Source organism: Nonomuraea salmonea, assembly GCF_042428605.1.
In the GTDB taxonomy this organism is placed as follows: Bacteria; Actinomycetota; Actinomycetes; order Streptosporangiales; family Streptosporangiaceae; genus Nonomuraea; species Nonomuraea salmonea.
Genome location: NZ_JBHMCF010000003.1, coordinates 269,732 through 283,693, shown reverse-complemented (window position 1 = coordinate 283,693; position 13,962 = coordinate 269,732). Strand labels below are relative to the sequence as shown.

Annotated in this window: 10 protein-coding genes; 7 read left to right on the top strand and 3 right to left on the bottom strand. The window is 70.5% G+C overall.

Annotated elements, in window-relative coordinates; translation table 11 throughout:
* Window positions 1-4 precede the first annotated feature (4 nt).
* Window positions 5-1,252: an ABC transporter substrate-binding protein gene (locus ACFFR3_RS02550; RefSeq protein ID WP_364378880.1), complete on the bottom strand. Its 1,248-nt coding sequence runs from the start codon at window positions 1,250-1,252 to the stop codon at window positions 5-7.
* A gap of 124 nt (window positions 1,253-1,376) precedes the next feature.
* Between ACFFR3_RS02550 and ACFFR3_RS02545 the strand changes: the two genes are divergently transcribed.
* From ACFFR3_RS02545 to ACFFR3_RS02535, 3 genes are read left to right on the top strand one after another with little or no spacing between them, the layout of a single operon-like run.
* Window positions 1,377-1,889: a PadR family transcriptional regulator gene (locus tag ACFFR3_RS02545; RefSeq protein WP_364914519.1), complete on the top strand. Its 513-nt coding sequence runs from the start codon at window positions 1,377-1,379 to the stop codon at window positions 1,887-1,889.
* Window positions 1,886-2,614 (top strand): ABC transporter ATP-binding protein, encoded by a 729-nt coding sequence (locus ACFFR3_RS02540; RefSeq protein WP_355411976.1) that lies wholly within the window; start codon window positions 1,886-1,888, stop codon window positions 2,612-2,614. The genes ACFFR3_RS02545 and ACFFR3_RS02540 overlap by 4 nt, the downstream gene beginning before the upstream one ends.
* Window positions 2,611-4,878, top strand: a complete 2,268-nt coding sequence (locus ACFFR3_RS02535) for an ABC transporter permease (protein ID WP_364378874.1) — start codon at window positions 2,611-2,613, stop codon at window positions 4,876-4,878. Before ACFFR3_RS02540 ends, ACFFR3_RS02535 begins: the two co-directional genes overlap by 4 nt.
* Here ACFFR3_RS02535 and treS read toward each other — a convergent pair.
* Together treS and ACFFR3_RS02525 are read right to left on the bottom strand one after the other, a co-directional pair.
* Window positions 4,865-6,589: a maltose alpha-D-glucosyltransferase gene (gene treS, locus ACFFR3_RS02530; protein ID WP_364379024.1), complete on the bottom strand. Its 1,725-nt coding sequence runs from the start codon at window positions 6,587-6,589 to the stop codon at window positions 4,865-4,867. The two genes, ACFFR3_RS02535 and treS, sit on opposite strands and share 14 nt — an antisense overlap.
* Before the next feature lie 264 nt (window positions 6,590-6,853).
* Window positions 6,854-8,491: an asparagine synthetase B family protein gene (locus ACFFR3_RS02525; RefSeq protein WP_364378871.1), complete on the bottom strand. Its 1,638-nt coding sequence runs from the start codon at window positions 8,489-8,491 to the stop codon at window positions 6,854-6,856.
* Between the two features lie 71 nt (window positions 8,492-8,562).
* Between ACFFR3_RS02525 and ACFFR3_RS02520 the strand changes: the two genes are divergently transcribed.
* From ACFFR3_RS02520 to ACFFR3_RS02505, 4 genes are all read left to right on the top strand, one after another.
* The gene (locus ACFFR3_RS02520) at window positions 8,563-10,410 is read left to right on the top strand and encodes a hypothetical protein (protein WP_379482519.1); all 1,848 of its coding nucleotides are present in this window, start codon (window positions 8,563-8,565) and stop codon (window positions 10,408-10,410) included.
* 62 nt (window positions 10,411-10,472) lie between these two features.
* A complete protein-coding gene (locus ACFFR3_RS02515; RefSeq protein ID WP_364378865.1) occupies window positions 10,473-11,081 on the top strand; it encodes an anticodon-binding protein in 609 nt (202 codons plus the stop codon).
* A gap of 120 nt (window positions 11,082-11,201) precedes the next feature.
* Window positions 11,202-12,584 (top strand): diaminopimelate decarboxylase, encoded by a 1,383-nt coding sequence (gene lysA / locus ACFFR3_RS02510; RefSeq protein ID WP_364378862.1) that lies wholly within the window; start codon window positions 11,202-11,204, stop codon window positions 12,582-12,584.
* Complete coding sequence (locus ACFFR3_RS02505; protein WP_364378859.1) at window positions 12,581-13,876, top strand: homoserine dehydrogenase; 1,296 nt, start codon at window positions 12,581-12,583, stop codon at window positions 13,874-13,876. The genes lysA and ACFFR3_RS02505 overlap by 4 nt, the downstream gene beginning before the upstream one ends.
* Window positions 13,877-13,962: the final 86 nt, after the last annotated feature.

Genomic DNA, 13,962 nt, shown 5'->3' with positions numbered 1-13,962 from the left:
TGCCTCACTGGGTTCTGATGATCTCTTGGAGTTCGGACTTCATGGAGGCCGCCACGTCCTGCGCGGCCCCGGGGGAGGGGTTGCTGAGCGCCTTGGCGACCGAACTCGCGATCACCAGGCTCAGCTGGGTGTAGTTGGCGCTCACCGGCCGAGGGTGGGCGGCCAGAATGCTCTCTTTGAGCACGGGCAGGTAGGGGAAGCGTTTGATCAGCTCGGGATCGTCGTAGAGCTCGGTCCACACGGGCGGGAACGAGCCTTCGGTGAGGACCCGGCGCTCGTTCTCCAGGCTCGTGAAGTAGCGGATGAACTCCTGCGCGGTCTGCTGGTGCTTGGAGTAGGCGCTGATCGCCAGGTTCGCGCCGCCCAGCGTGCTGGAGCCGGGGCCGTCCAGGCCGGGCAGCCGGGTCACGCCCAGCTTCTTGCCCAGCTTGGCCTTGGCCGGTCCGTACGCGTGCGGCCAGTTGCGGGCGAAGGCCAGCCGTCCCTCCTGGAAGGCCAGGCGGGACTCCTCCTCCTTGTAGCTCAGCGACTCGTGCGGGATCCAGCCCTCGCGAAGTCCCTGGAGCATGAATTCGATCGCGGTCGCGCCCTTGGCCGGGTCGAGGGTCACCTCGGTGCCGTCGCGGCTGACGATCTCGCCGCCGGCCGAGTGCACGGCTTCTGAGAAGTTGACCGTGAGCCCCTCGTAGGCCAGGAACTGCCCGGCATAGCCTCCTATGTTGTGCTTTTTCGTGATTCGGCGTGACTCGGCGCGAAGCTCGGCCCACGTCCTGGGCGGCTTCTTGACCAGGTCGGCCCGGTAGTAGAGCAGCCCCGCATTACTGGTGTACGGGACGGCCCAGAGCTTGTCCTTGTAGACGGCCGTCTCCACGACGGGCGGCAGGAACCTGTCGAGCGGGAACAACCCGCGCTCCAGGGGGATGATCCAGCCGTTCTCCGCGAATTCGGCAGTCCAGAAGACGTCAAGCCCGAGCACGTCGTACCGGCTGCTCTGGGCCTGGAGGTTGGCCGCCATCTGAGCACGTTGCTCGTCGGCGGCCTCGGGCAGTTCCAGCAGCGTCACCTTCTCGGCCGGGTGGGCCTCGTTCCAGCGATCCAGCAGGGGTTGCAGGTACGCCGTGGTGTCGCGTCCGGTGGCGAACGTGATCGGGCCTGTTCCGCCCGTTCCCGTCTCGCCTCCGCCCTCGTTGCCCGTCGCCGCACAACCGGCCGCGAGAGTCACGGCCAGGAGCAGCGGCAGCGAGCGAAGCACCCTGTTTCCTCCGTGTTCAGAGTGTTTTACATACGTGTTAGGTAGATGCATTCATGTTATGCACACCTGTAATCTGTAGGTCAACGGATTGCTCTGTAACGCATACGTAACAGGACGCGGGGAGGTGGCGGTGCGGCTTCACCTGCTGGCGCTCCTGGCCAAAGAGCCGGCTCACGGCTACGAGCTGAAACAGGCACTGGAGCAGACCTTCGGCAGTGCCTATCCATCGCCCAACATCGGGCAGGTCTACGTCACGCTCGGCAGGCTGGAGAAGGACGGCCTCATCCGGGTGGTCGACGTCGAGCAGTCCAACCGGCCCAACAAAAAGGTCTACTATCTGACCGCCAAGGGCCGGGAGGTGCTGGAGGACTGGGTCGACGAGCCGACCGAGGGTCCCCGGGTGCGCGACGAGTTCTTCATGAAGCTCGTGCTCGCCCCGCTGACCGGCATCGCCGACCGCATGGTGCTGATCAGCCGTCAGCGCCGCCACTACTTGTCACTCATGAGCGATCTCAACGAACTCCTGGCCGCCACCCCGCCGACGGACCGCGTGGCGATGCTGCTCATCGAAGGAGCCATGCTGCATCTCCAGGCTGATCTTGACTGGCTCGAGCGCTGCCAGGAGGATCTGGCATGAGCTCGGTTGTGAAAACGGTCAATCTGGTCAAAATCTACCAGGATGGCGCGGTGCCGGTGCCCGCCGTGCGCGGGGTGGATCTCCAGGTCGAGCCGGGCGAGTTCGTCGCGATCATGGGTCCTTCCGGCTCGGGGAAGTCCACGCTCGTCCACATGCTGGGCGGGCTCGACGCGCGGACGAGCGGGGAGATCTGGCTCGACGGCAAGCGCGTCGACACCCTGTCGGAGAGCGCCTGGGCGCTGCTGCGGCGCAAGAAGATCGGCTTCGTCTTCCAGTTCTTCAACCTGGTCGCCAACATGACCGTCGGCGACAACGTCGAGCTGCCCGCGCTGCTGAGCGGCGCCTCGCCCAAGGTGGCCCGCGAGCGCCGCGAGAGCCTGCTGGAGGCGCTCAACCTCACCGACCGGGCAGAGGCGGCCCCCGCCCAGCTCTCCGGCGGCGAGCAGCAGCGGGTCGCGCTGGCCAGGGCGCTGGCCAACCAGCCCAGCCTGCTGCTGGCCGACGAGCCCACCGGCAACCTCGACAGCCGCAACACCCGCGACGTGCTCAACCTGCTCAGCAAGGTGCACAAGGAGGGACAGACCATCGTCATGGTCACCCACGACGCCCGCGTGGCGAGCCTGGCCGACCGGCTGGTGTCGCTGTTCGACGGCGAGATCGTCGACGACGGCCGCATCGCCCGCCGCCGCACCCGCACGGCGGGCGAGGTGATCGACCTCCGATGAGCACGTCTCTGGCCGGCAGCCGGTGGATCAGGGCCGACCTCCGCGCCAGGAGGGGCCAGGCCGCGCTGACCGTGCTGGCCGTGGCCGGCATCGTCGCCGCGCTGATCACCGCGGCGACCCTGCTGGAGGACGGCACCAACCCGTGGCGCAGCCTGTTCGCCCAGACCGACGGCGCCCACGTCTGGCTCTACACCAAGGACAGCCCTCAGGTCGCCTTAGGCGGCATCGAGGGCGTCACCCAGACCGCCGGCCCCTACCGCTCGGCGCCCGTCACCGTGGCTCAGAACGGCAAGAAGGAGCCGGCCGCGCTGCGCGCCATGCCGGCCACGCCGCCGGCCGTGGCACACCCCGTGGTGGCCGAGGGCAGGTGGCTCGACCCGTCCCAGCCCGACGGGGTGGTGGTCGAGCGGTCGTTCGCCGACTCCTTGGGGCTGCGCATCGGCGCGCCCTTCTCGATCATCGCGCTCAGCGGCCAGCGCCACACCCTCTACGTACGCGGCATCGCCGACTCCGCCGAGCAGGGCTTCTACCCCGAGTGGACGCCCGGCCTGGCGTACGTGCTGCCCCTCATGCTCGACCGCATCGAGCCCATGCTGGGCCGCAGCGAGTGGGTGACCGGGCTGCGCCTGACCGACGCCGAGGCCTCCCAGGTGGTCTCCCAGCGCGTCGTGGTCATGCTGGAGGACCGCCTGCAGCGCGTCTACACCTGGCGCGAGGTCAGGGCGGCCATGGAGCTGGACAACCGGCTGCTGGGCACGCTGCTCGCGCTGTTCGGCGTGGTCGGCATCGTGGCCGCCGCGCTCGCGCTGGCCAACGCGGCCGGCGGCCGGGTGCTGGGGCAGCTGCGCGACCTCGCCACCCTCAAGTCGATGGGCTTCACCAGGGGCCAGCTCGCGCTGCTGCTCCTCGTCGAGCACGGCGCGCTCGGCCTGCTGGGCGTGGCCATCGGTACGGTGGCGGGCTGGGGCGTGATGGCGGCCGTGCTCGGCCCGACGTCCGTGGCGCCCATCCCGGTGCTGGCCATCGTGGCGGGCACGGCCCTGCTGGTGCTGGCCGCCGTCGGGGTGCCGGCCTGGCGGGGCGGGCGCACGCCGCCGATCCCGGCCGCGCCCGCGGCGCCGCCGAGTGGCCGCCTGTCCAGGCTGGCCCGCCTGGCCCTCCTCGTACGCCTGCCGCCCGCCCTCGTGCTCGGCACCCGCGACGCCTTCACTCGCAGGGTGCCCGCGTTCCTGACGGCGTTCGGCCTGGCCGTGCCGATGATGATGATCACCATCGGGCTCGGTGTCTGGGCCACGCTGGACAACTTCCTGGCCCACCCGGAGCAGGTCGGCCAGCACGCCGCCCTCTACGTACGTCCCGGCAAACTGGAAGCGGCCGCCGCCGAGAAGCTGGCCGGCCGAGACCGCGACGTCAAAGCCGTCTACGCGGGCACCGACGTCAACGCGCTGGCTCCGGGCGAGGCCCGCTCGGTGAGGGTGCGGGCGATCGGCAGCTCGACGGACCCCTACCCGTTCCCGGTGGTCGAGGGCCGCATGTACACCCGCCAGGGCGAGGCCGTGGCCGGGCAGGGCCTGCTCGACCTGCTGGGGGTGAAGATCGGCGACCGGGTGCGGCTCACGGTGGGCGGCACCCCGCTGATCGTCCGGATCGTCGGCAGGACCGTCGAGCCGGAGCAGGACGGCGAGGTGCTCTCGGTCGGCATCGACAGCCTGGCGGCGAAGGACTCCGTGCCGCCGGAGTATTACGCGGTGGCGCTCAAGCCGGGCGCGGACCCCGGCGAGGTGCGGGGCAGGCTGCTCGCGGAGTCGGGCGAGAGCCTCGACGTGCAGGCCGCGGTGAACCCGGCCGACCGGCTGTCGATCATCAGAGTGGTGATCGTGGCGATGATCGCCGTGCTGGCCCTCATCGGCCTGGCCAACCTGCTCACCGCCAGCGCGCTCGGCCTGCGCGACCACGCCTTCGACCTGGCCGTGCTCAAGGCCATGGGGCTGACCCCGCGTCAGGTCATGGCCACGCTGGTGACCGGCACGGGCCTGCTGGTCGTGCTCGGTGTGGGCGTGGGCGCCGTGGCGGGGGTCAGCGTGGTCACCGGCCTGATCGACCTGCAGGGTCACACCAGCGGCGTCGGCGCGGGCATCGGCCGCGCGCCGTCGCCGGTGACCCTGACGGTGACCGTGCTCATAGCCGTGGGCACGGCCCTCGCGGTCGCGCTGATCCCAGCGCGCCGCGCGGCCCGTGCCCAGGTGCCGGTCACGTCTCGCTGATCGCCTTGCGCTCGCTCTGCTCGTCCTTCTTCAGGGCGAACCAGTAGAAGCCGTGGCCGGGCAGCGTCAGCAGGTAGGGCAGCTCCCCGATGGGCGGGAACTGCACGCCGCCGCGCGCCTCGACCGGGATCATGCCCTCGAAGCGGCGCAGGTCGAGCTCCACCGGCTGCGGGAACTTCGACAGGTTGTTGACGCACAGCATCACGTCGTCGCCGTCCTCGCGCACGTACGTCAGCACGGACGGGTTGGACGACCACATTTCGGTGTACGCCCCGACGCCGAACACCGGGTGCTTGCGCCTGATCTCCAGCATCTTGCGGGTGAAGTGCAGCAGCGACCCCTCGTGGCGCTGCTGGGCCTCCACGTTGACCGCCTGGTAGCCGTAGATCGGGTCCATGACGGCGGGCAGGTAGAGGCGGCCGGGGTCGGCCGAGGAGAAGCCGGCGTTGCGGTCGGGGCTCCACTGCATCGGCGTGCGGACCGAGTCGCGGTCCTCCAGCCAGATGTTGTCGCCCATGCCGATCTCGTCGCCGTAGTAGATGATCGGCGAGCCGGGCAGCGACAGCAGCAGCGCCGTGAACAGCTCGATGCGGTCACGGTCGTTGTCGAGCAGCGGGGCCAGGCGCCGCCTGATGCCGAGGTAGGCCCGCATGCGCGGGTCCTTGGCGTACTCCTTGTGCATGTAGTCGCGCTCTTCCTCGGTGACCGTCTCGAGCGTCAGCTCGTCGTGGTTCCGCAGGAAGATGCCCCACTGCGCGTGCTCAGGCAGCTTGGGCGTGAGTGACATGATCTCGGAGATCGGCTCGCGGGTCTCCTTCTTCACCGCCATGTAGATGCGCGGCATCAGCGGGAAGTGGAAGGCCATGTGGCACTCGTCGCCGCCCGTGGTGGGGTCGCCGAAGTATTCGACGACGTCCTCGGGCCAGCCGTTGGCCTCGGCGAGCAGCACGCGGTCGGGGTAGAGGCGGTCGACCTCGGCCCTGATCTTCTTCAGGTACGAGTGCGTCTCGGGCAGCCCGGCGCAGGCCGTGCCCTCGCGCTCGAACAGGTAGGGCACCGCGTCAAGACGGAAACCGTCGATGCCGAGGTCCAGCCAGAACCGCAGCACCTCCAGCATGGCCTCCTGCACCGCCGGGTTGTCATAGTTCAGGTCCGGCTGGTGGTGGAAGAAACGGTGCCAGTAGTACTGCTTGCGCACCGGGTCGTACGTCCAGTTGGACTCCTCGGCGCCGATGAAGATGATCGGTGCGTCGGGGTAGCCGCCGGGATGGTCTGACCACACGTAGAAGTCGCCGTACGGCCCCTCGGGGTCGTGCCGGGACGCCTGGAACCAGGGGTGCCGATCGCTGGTGTGGTTCATCACGAGGTCGGTGATGATCCGCAGGCCGCGTTCGTGGGCGGCCTCGATCAGCTGGACGAAGTCCCCCAAGTCCCCGAAGTCGGGAAGGATCTTCATATAGTCCGAGATGTCATACCCGCCGTCGCGCAGCGGCGACTCGTACAACGGCAGCAACCACAGGCAGTCGACACCGAGCCACTCGAGGTAGCCGAGCTTCTCGATGAGACCACGTAGGTCGCCGGTGCCGTCGCCGTTGGAGTCCTTGAACCCCCGGACGAGAACCTCGTAAAACACCGCCCGCTTGTACCAGGCTGGGTCTTCCGAGACGAAGGCCTCGGAGATCGGCTCCGGCGTTGGGGATGCGTTGATCATGATGTCGCTCACAGGAAGAGATGTGGGCAGGACGAAGTCACCGGTTGCCCCGGCGTTACTATCTGGTGACCGCGCCGCGTGGAGTCGTCATCCCTGCGAACTCCACTGCCCTCGAACGAGACCGGATTTGTGATCTGGTGCCCGTTTGTGCGGCGCTTACGGGCCGAACACTACCAGCCCGTTGGCTTTCCGGAACCCGCTTCTGCTGTGCGACGGTTAATACCCGAGAGATCCGTATGTAATCGCCCTGTTACCCAGAGTTCACTAAAAAGGTGGAGCGACGTCCGAGAGGTCGTTCTCGAAGTCGTTCAGCCACAGCCCGAACAGCACGAGACCGCGCACCCAGAAGCGGTCGTTCCAGCCGTTGAACCTGGTCAGAGCATCGGGGCCGCCGGCCACCACCTCGTGCAGCTCATCCGACAGCAGCCCCGGCACCCGGCTCACCACGACCTCCAGCATCCGGTGCGCATAATTTCGGGCAGGAGCCGCGGTCGAGCGCAGCGGGACCCTCATGAGCGGCTGCTTGACCACGTTCGTCGAGGGCAGAGCGGCCACCCTCGGATTGGCCGCGTGCAGCACCTCGCGGTAGAAGCGGCCCTGGTGCTTGCGGGCCACCCCGACCGACAGCGCCGCGTCGAAGAACTCCGGATGGATGAACGGCGCCAGGAACGACGCCTCGGGGCCCACCAGGTTCACCGCCGAGCGCGCGATGCCCCGCACGGTCCTGGTGTGCAGCACCGACAGCGGCAGCTCGGCCCGGTGGCCGTGGAACATGGAGGTGGCCGCGAGGAACTGCTCGCGTACGGTCTCCTCCATCCACTGCGCGGCCGCCTTCGACAGGAACGGCTGCGACGGCTGCCCCAGTGACAGCGAGCCCAGCACCGCCGCCGAGCGCTCGGCCTGCGTCCTGGCCTCCAGCGCGGCCCCGCTGACCATGAAGTTCTTCAGCAGCGGCCCGCCCGCCAGGCCGTCCACCAGGATCCGGCCCGCGCCGTGCACCTCCTTGGCGAAGGGGGCGTACCAGGCGTGGTGCGGCGTCAGGTACTCCAGCCTGCGCGCCACCTCCATGGCGTCGGCCGGGTAGGAGGCGGCGTCCTGCGGGACCACCCGGTGCGGGATGCCCAGCTCCCTGGTGATCGCCCTGGCGAACGCGATGTCGGTGTCGGTGCCGTCGTCGGGGCTGGTCGTCCACGACTCGACGTCCGCGCCCCTGGCCTTGGCCACGCCGGCCAGCAGCCGGGAGTCGTAGCCGCCGCTGACCGGCACGAGCAGCGGGCGGCCTTCGTAGTCGGCGTAGACGTGGTCGAGCAGCTCGACGATCTCCTGAGGGCTGATCCACGCCTCGTACGGCTCCGTGCGCAGCCAGCGCGGCAACCGGCGCTCGGTGGTGAGCCTGCCGTGCTCCCACACCAGCGCGCTCGCCCCCGGCAGCCGTTTCACCTCCGTGTACGGCGTCGCCTCGCCCAGCGGGAACGTCACCTGCAGGATCGAGGCCCACGCCGACCAGTCGATCGCGACGGGCACCAGGGTGAGCAGCGGCTGGATCAGCGACGAGAAGTAGACCGCGTCGTCCACCCGCACGTAGTAGACGTCCACCAGGCCGAGCGCGCCCGTGTGCAGCGCCACCCGCCCGCCGTCGCCGATCAGCCCGGGGGTCTCGTACGTCTCCGCGACCGTGATCCACTCGTCCTCGGCCGCCTTGGGCCGGCGCTCGCCCCAGGCGAACGCGTACGCGTCACCGGAGCGGTGGTAGGGCGGCAGCGGCGTGGAGCTGAACAGCGCCGCGTCGGCCGACTGCAGCGCGGGCCAGACCTTCGGTCCCGCGGCGGTGAGCTTGCCGAGCAGTGCGGTATCGATCCGGCCGAGAGCGCCGCAGACGTAGGGCCTTACGTTGAACTGCACCGGATCTCATCCCTTCGAGACGCTTCCGCAAAAGAGTATCCTTTGCCGGGCTGAGAGAGTGGAGGTCCGGTTTGTCGACTGAGCTAGAGAGTACGCGGAGAGCGCTGCGTGACGCCGTCGCGCAGGCCGAGCGTGCCGCCGAGCTGGCCAGGCTGCTGGACGCCGCCCAGGCCAGGCTGGCCGAGGCCGAGCAGCGCGCCGAGGAGGCGAAGGCGCTCGCGGAGCAGCTCAGCGAGACCGAGGAACGGCTGGCCGCCGAGCAGGCCGCCGCGGACAAGCTGCGCAAGGAGCTGGCCGAGCAGCGCTTCCAGGCCGAGGTGGCCAACTGGAAGCTCTCGTCGATCAAGGTCGCCCGCTGGAACCGGCTGGGCGACGCCATCAAGAGCGGCAAGAGCAACCCGGTACGCCTGGCCCGGGGCCTCAAGGGCGCCGCCAAGCCGGTCAAGCGCCCCACGGCGCCCAAGCGCAAGCCCGTCGCCACCGCGAACAAGGCCCAGGACGAGCGCCCTGGCGCCGCCTTCCAGGCCACCACCAGCACCAGGACGCTGGGCGGCGCCCAGTTCAAGCTCAAGCCCTTCCGGGTGCCCACCGGCCCCAACACCAGGCCGCACCTGACCGCCGCCGTCATCGCCGACCCGCACGCCGAGGCGCTGCTGCGCTACGAGTGGCGGCAGACCACCGGCTTCACGCCCCGCGACTTCGCCAGGGTGCTCCCGCTGGAGGTGCCCCACCTGCTGGTCGTGGAGTCCGTCACGCAGGGCCCGTGGGCCGAGGAGATCATCGGCGAGCCGGGCGAAGGGCTGAAGTCGCTGCTCGCGTGGTGCGCCGAGCGCGGCATCCGCACGGTCTTCTGGCACACCAAGGGCGACGTCTCCGCGTACGCGCAGGCCGCCGACCTGTTCGAGCACCGCTTCACCGCCGACCTGACCGTGGCGTGGCCGCGCCTGCAGTTCGGGGTGCAGCCCCGGGTGCACAACCCGCTGCCGCTGTCCGGTGGCCGCATCGACCGCGTGCTCACCCTCGACCAGCTCCTGCCCGAGCACCTGACCTACCCCGACGTGCTGACCTCCTACCGCTGGCCGGCCGCCGCCGACTGCCCGCCGGGCACCCCGCAGTGGCGTCTCGCCGAGATCGCCGCCTGCGGCACGCCCATCGGCACCGAGGCCGACTCGCGGCGGGCGCACGTGGCGCTGCGGCGGGCGTACGCGATGGGCACGATGAGCGAGCGCATCGACGAGATGCTCGACGCGATCGGCCTGCCCAGCGCGCGGCCCACGCTCAACACCTCCGTGCTGCTGCCCATCGTCGACCCCTACACGATGGAGCACGCGCTGGCGCAGGTCGCCCGGCAGTCGGGCGTCGACCAGGTCATCGTCATCGGGCCGCCGGAAGCCGAGCTGCGGGCTCGCGACGTGCTGCCCGACGTCGAGGTCATCCACCGGCGGCCGGCGCCGTCCATGACCGTCGGCGCGATGCTCAACGCCGGCATCGACCTGTGCGAGGCCGACTTGGTCGCGGTCATGGACCCGCGCGACGTCTACGGCCCCCACTACCTGTCCGACCTGCGCAGGGCGTTCCTGTTCAGCACCGCCGACATCGTCGGCAAGGCCGCCTTCTACGCCCACCTGCGCAAGCCGCAGGCCACGCTGCTCAAGCAGCCGGAGGCCGAGTACGGCTACCTGCCCGAGATCGCCGGCGGCACCCTGCTCGCCCGCCGCAACGCGCTGCGCGAGCTGGGCTTCGCCGACCTCACCGAGGGCTGGGACGAGGTGCTCATGCGGCAGTGCCGTACCGACGGCGTCAAGGTCTTCTCCGCCGACCGGTTCGGCTACGTACGGGTGCGCGACGAGGACCGCTGGCTGCTCGGCGCGGCCCAGCTCGTCGAGTACGGCTCCGCCGAGCCCCACGCGCTCATCTGAGCCGCCCCCGTCCGCTCGTCGGGGAGGAACGAGCCGGGTGCCATGCGCATAAGGTCTTCGGAGTGACGTCCGATGAGCTGGTCGCCGTGCTGGGGGAGCCGCCCGTGCCCGACGGCACGTGGGAGCACGAGATCCGCTACGTCTCCGCGGCGGCCCTGCGGCGCCGGATCCCGCCCGGTGAGCTGGCCGAGCGGGTGCGCGCGCTCGGGGGCGTGGTCCGCGCCGAGGTGGCGGGGGCCGGGTTCCTGCGGATCGTCGTGGACGACCCCTTCCTGCTCATCGAGGCGGCGCCGGTGCCGTACGAGCCGTCCTGGCCCGACTTCCCGCGCACCTGGGACAACCCCGGCTTCGTCGTGCGCTACGCGCACGCGCGCGCCTGCGCCGTGCTGAGGTGGGCGGCGGACCTCGGGGTGCCCGGCCCGGCGGGCCTGCCCGACGACGCGGCGCACCGGCACGTGCTCAGGGTCCTGGCCGAGCTCCCGGGACGCCGGTCGAGCAGGGACCCCGGGTGGGAGGCGTACCTGGTGCGGCTGGCGCTGGCCTACCACGACGCGCACGAGCGGGCGCCCGCCGTTCCGGCGGGCGACGAGGAGCCGTCGCCGGCGCACGCGGCCCGCGTGCGGGTGGCCGATGTGGTACGTACGGTGCTTCCCGGCCCAGACCGGCTGTGAGCAGAAAATATCCGGTGAAACGGCGAAAAAGAGTAAAAATTACCCTGCCAGACCTTGATCGCGTCTCGATACGTGGTCACAGGGTCATGGCTTACTTGCGCTTCCGATAGCCTCGATCGGGTGAGTCGATTCGCCCATCCCGCCGGGGACCGGCACGCCGAGATGCTGCCCCACGAGCGCCCGCCGCAGGCGCCCGCCGACCTCAACCGGATCAACCCCGCGATCTGGCCTCGAACGTCGAGCCGGGCCGACGGGGCGCTGACCGTGGGCGGGGTGGACGTACGCGACCTGGCCCGCGAGCACGGCACCCCGCTCTACGTCATCGACGAGGACGACGTGCGCTCGCGCATGCGCGACTACGCCACGGCCTTCGCCGGCTCCGAGGTCCACTACGCCGGCAAGGCGTTCCTGTGCAAGGAGATCGTGCGCTGGCTGCTCGACGAGGGCCTCGGCCTCGACGTCGCCAGCGGCGGCGAGCTGGCCGTCGCGCTCAGCGTCGGCTTCCCCGCCGAGCGCATCACCATGCACGGCAACAACAAGTCCACCGCCGAGCTGCGCAGGGCGCTGGAGGCCGGCGTCGGCCACATCGTGGTCGACTCCTTCGACGAGATCGCCCGGCTCGGCCACCTCGCCCAGGAGCACGGCAAGCGGCCCAAGGTGATGATCCGGGTGACCACCGGCGTCGAGGCCCACACCCACGAGTTCATCGCCACGGCCCACGACGACCAGAAGTTCGGGCTGTCGCTCAACTCGGGTGCGGCGGCCGAGGCCGTACGCCGCATCCTGGCCCTGCCCCAGCTCCAGCTCGTCGGGCTGCACTCCCACATCGGCTCCCAGATCGTCGACACGGCCGGGTTCGAGGTCGCCGCGCGGCGCCTGGCCGGGCTGCTCGTCGAGATCAAGGAGGAGCACGGCGTCGTGCTGCCCGAGCTCGACCTCGGCGGCGGCTACGGCATCGCCTACGTCGAGGGCGACGACGCCCCCGACATCAAGGAGCTGGCCGACGGGCTGCGCGAGATCGTCACCAAGGTCTGCACCGACGCCGGCCTGCCGGTGCCCCGCCTCACCATCGAGCCTGGACGCACCATCGTCGGCCCCGGCGGCATCACCCTCTACGAGGTCGGCACCATCAAGGACGTCGAGGGCCTGCGCACCTACGTCAGCGTCGACGGCGGCATGAGCGACAACGTCCGCACCGCCCTCTACGGCGCCGAATACTCCGCCGCCCTGGCCAGCCGCGCGAGCCAGGCGGAGCCCATGCTCAGCCGCCTGGTCGGCAAGCACTGCGAGAGCGGCGACATCATCGTGCGCGACTTCCACCTGCCGAGCGACCTCGCGCCAGGCGACCTCATCGCCGTCGCCGCCACCGGCGCCTACTGCCGCTCGCTGGCCAGCAACTACAACTACCTGCCGAGACCCGCCGTGGTCGCCGTCTCGGGCGGCGCCTCCCGCGTGATCGTGCAGGGCGAGACCGAGGACGACCTGTTGAGGGGGCAGCTGTGAAACCGCTGAAAGTGGCGCTGCTGGGCTGCGGCGTGGTCGGCTCCCAGGTCATCAGGCTCATGCACGAGCAGGCCCCCGACCTCGCCGCCCGCGTCGGCGCGCCGCTCGAGCTGGCCGGCGTCGCCGTGCGCAGGCTCGGCCGCAAGCGCGACGTCGAGGTCGATCCCGCGCTGCTCACCACCGACGCCGAGTCGCTCGTCACCCGCGACGACATCGACATCGTCATCGAGGTCATCGGCGGCATCGAGCCGGCCCGCTCGCTGATCACGGCCGCCCTGTCGAGGGGCAAGTCCGTGGTCACCGCCAACAAGGCGCTGCTGGCCGAAGACGGCGCCACCCTCCACGAGGCGGCCAGGGCCGGCAACGGCGACCTCTACTTCGAGGCCAGCGTCGCCGGCGCCATCCCGCTGCTGCGCCCCCTGCGCGAGTCGCTGGCCGGTGACCACGTCAAGCGGGTGCTCGGCATCGTCAACGGCACCACCAACTACATCCTCGACAAGATGGACTCCACCGGCGCCTCCTTCACCGACGCGCTCGAGGAGGCCCAGACGCTCGGCTACGCCGAGGCCGACCCGACCGCCGACGTCGAGGGCTTCGACGCCGCCGCCAAGGCCGCCATCCTCGCCGGGCTCGCCTTCCACAGCCGGGTACGGGCCGAAGAGGTGCACCGCGAGGGCATCACCGAGATCACCGCCACCGACGTCGCCTCCGCCAAGGCCATGGGCTACGTCATCAAGCTGCTGGCCATCTGCGCGCGCTCCGACGACGGCCGCTCCTTCGGCGTGCGGGTGCACCCGGCGATGATCCCGCGCAGCCACCCGCTGGCCGGGGTGCGCGAGGCGTACAACGCGGTCTTCGTGGAGGCCGAGTCGGCGGGGCAGCTCATGTTCTACGGCAAGGGCGCGGGCGGCGCGCCCACCGCGTCCGCCGTGCTCGGCGACCTGGTGGCCGTCGGGCGCAACCGCCTGGCCGGCACCCGCGGCCCCGAGGAGTCCACCTACGCCGAGCTGACCGTCCACCCCATGGGCGAGACCGTCACGCGCTGCCACGTGGCGCTCGACGTCGCCGACAAGCCGGGCGTGCTGGCCCGGGTGGCCGAGCTGTTCTCCAAGCACGACGTGTCCATCCAGACCGTCCGGCAGGAGGGCAGGGGCGACGACGCCCAGCTCGTCATCGTCACCCACCGTGCCACCGACGCCGCGCTCTCGGCCACCATGGAGGGGCTGCGCGAGCTCGACATCGTCCGCGCGGTCGCCAGCGTGATGCGCGTGGAGGGCGACGAGGTCGGCTGAAGGGGCGGTAATCGCCAGATCGCTCCCGAAACGGGCGTAAGGTAGGCGCCGCCGATTCCGTCCCTGCGCCCGAGGAGCAGCCTGCG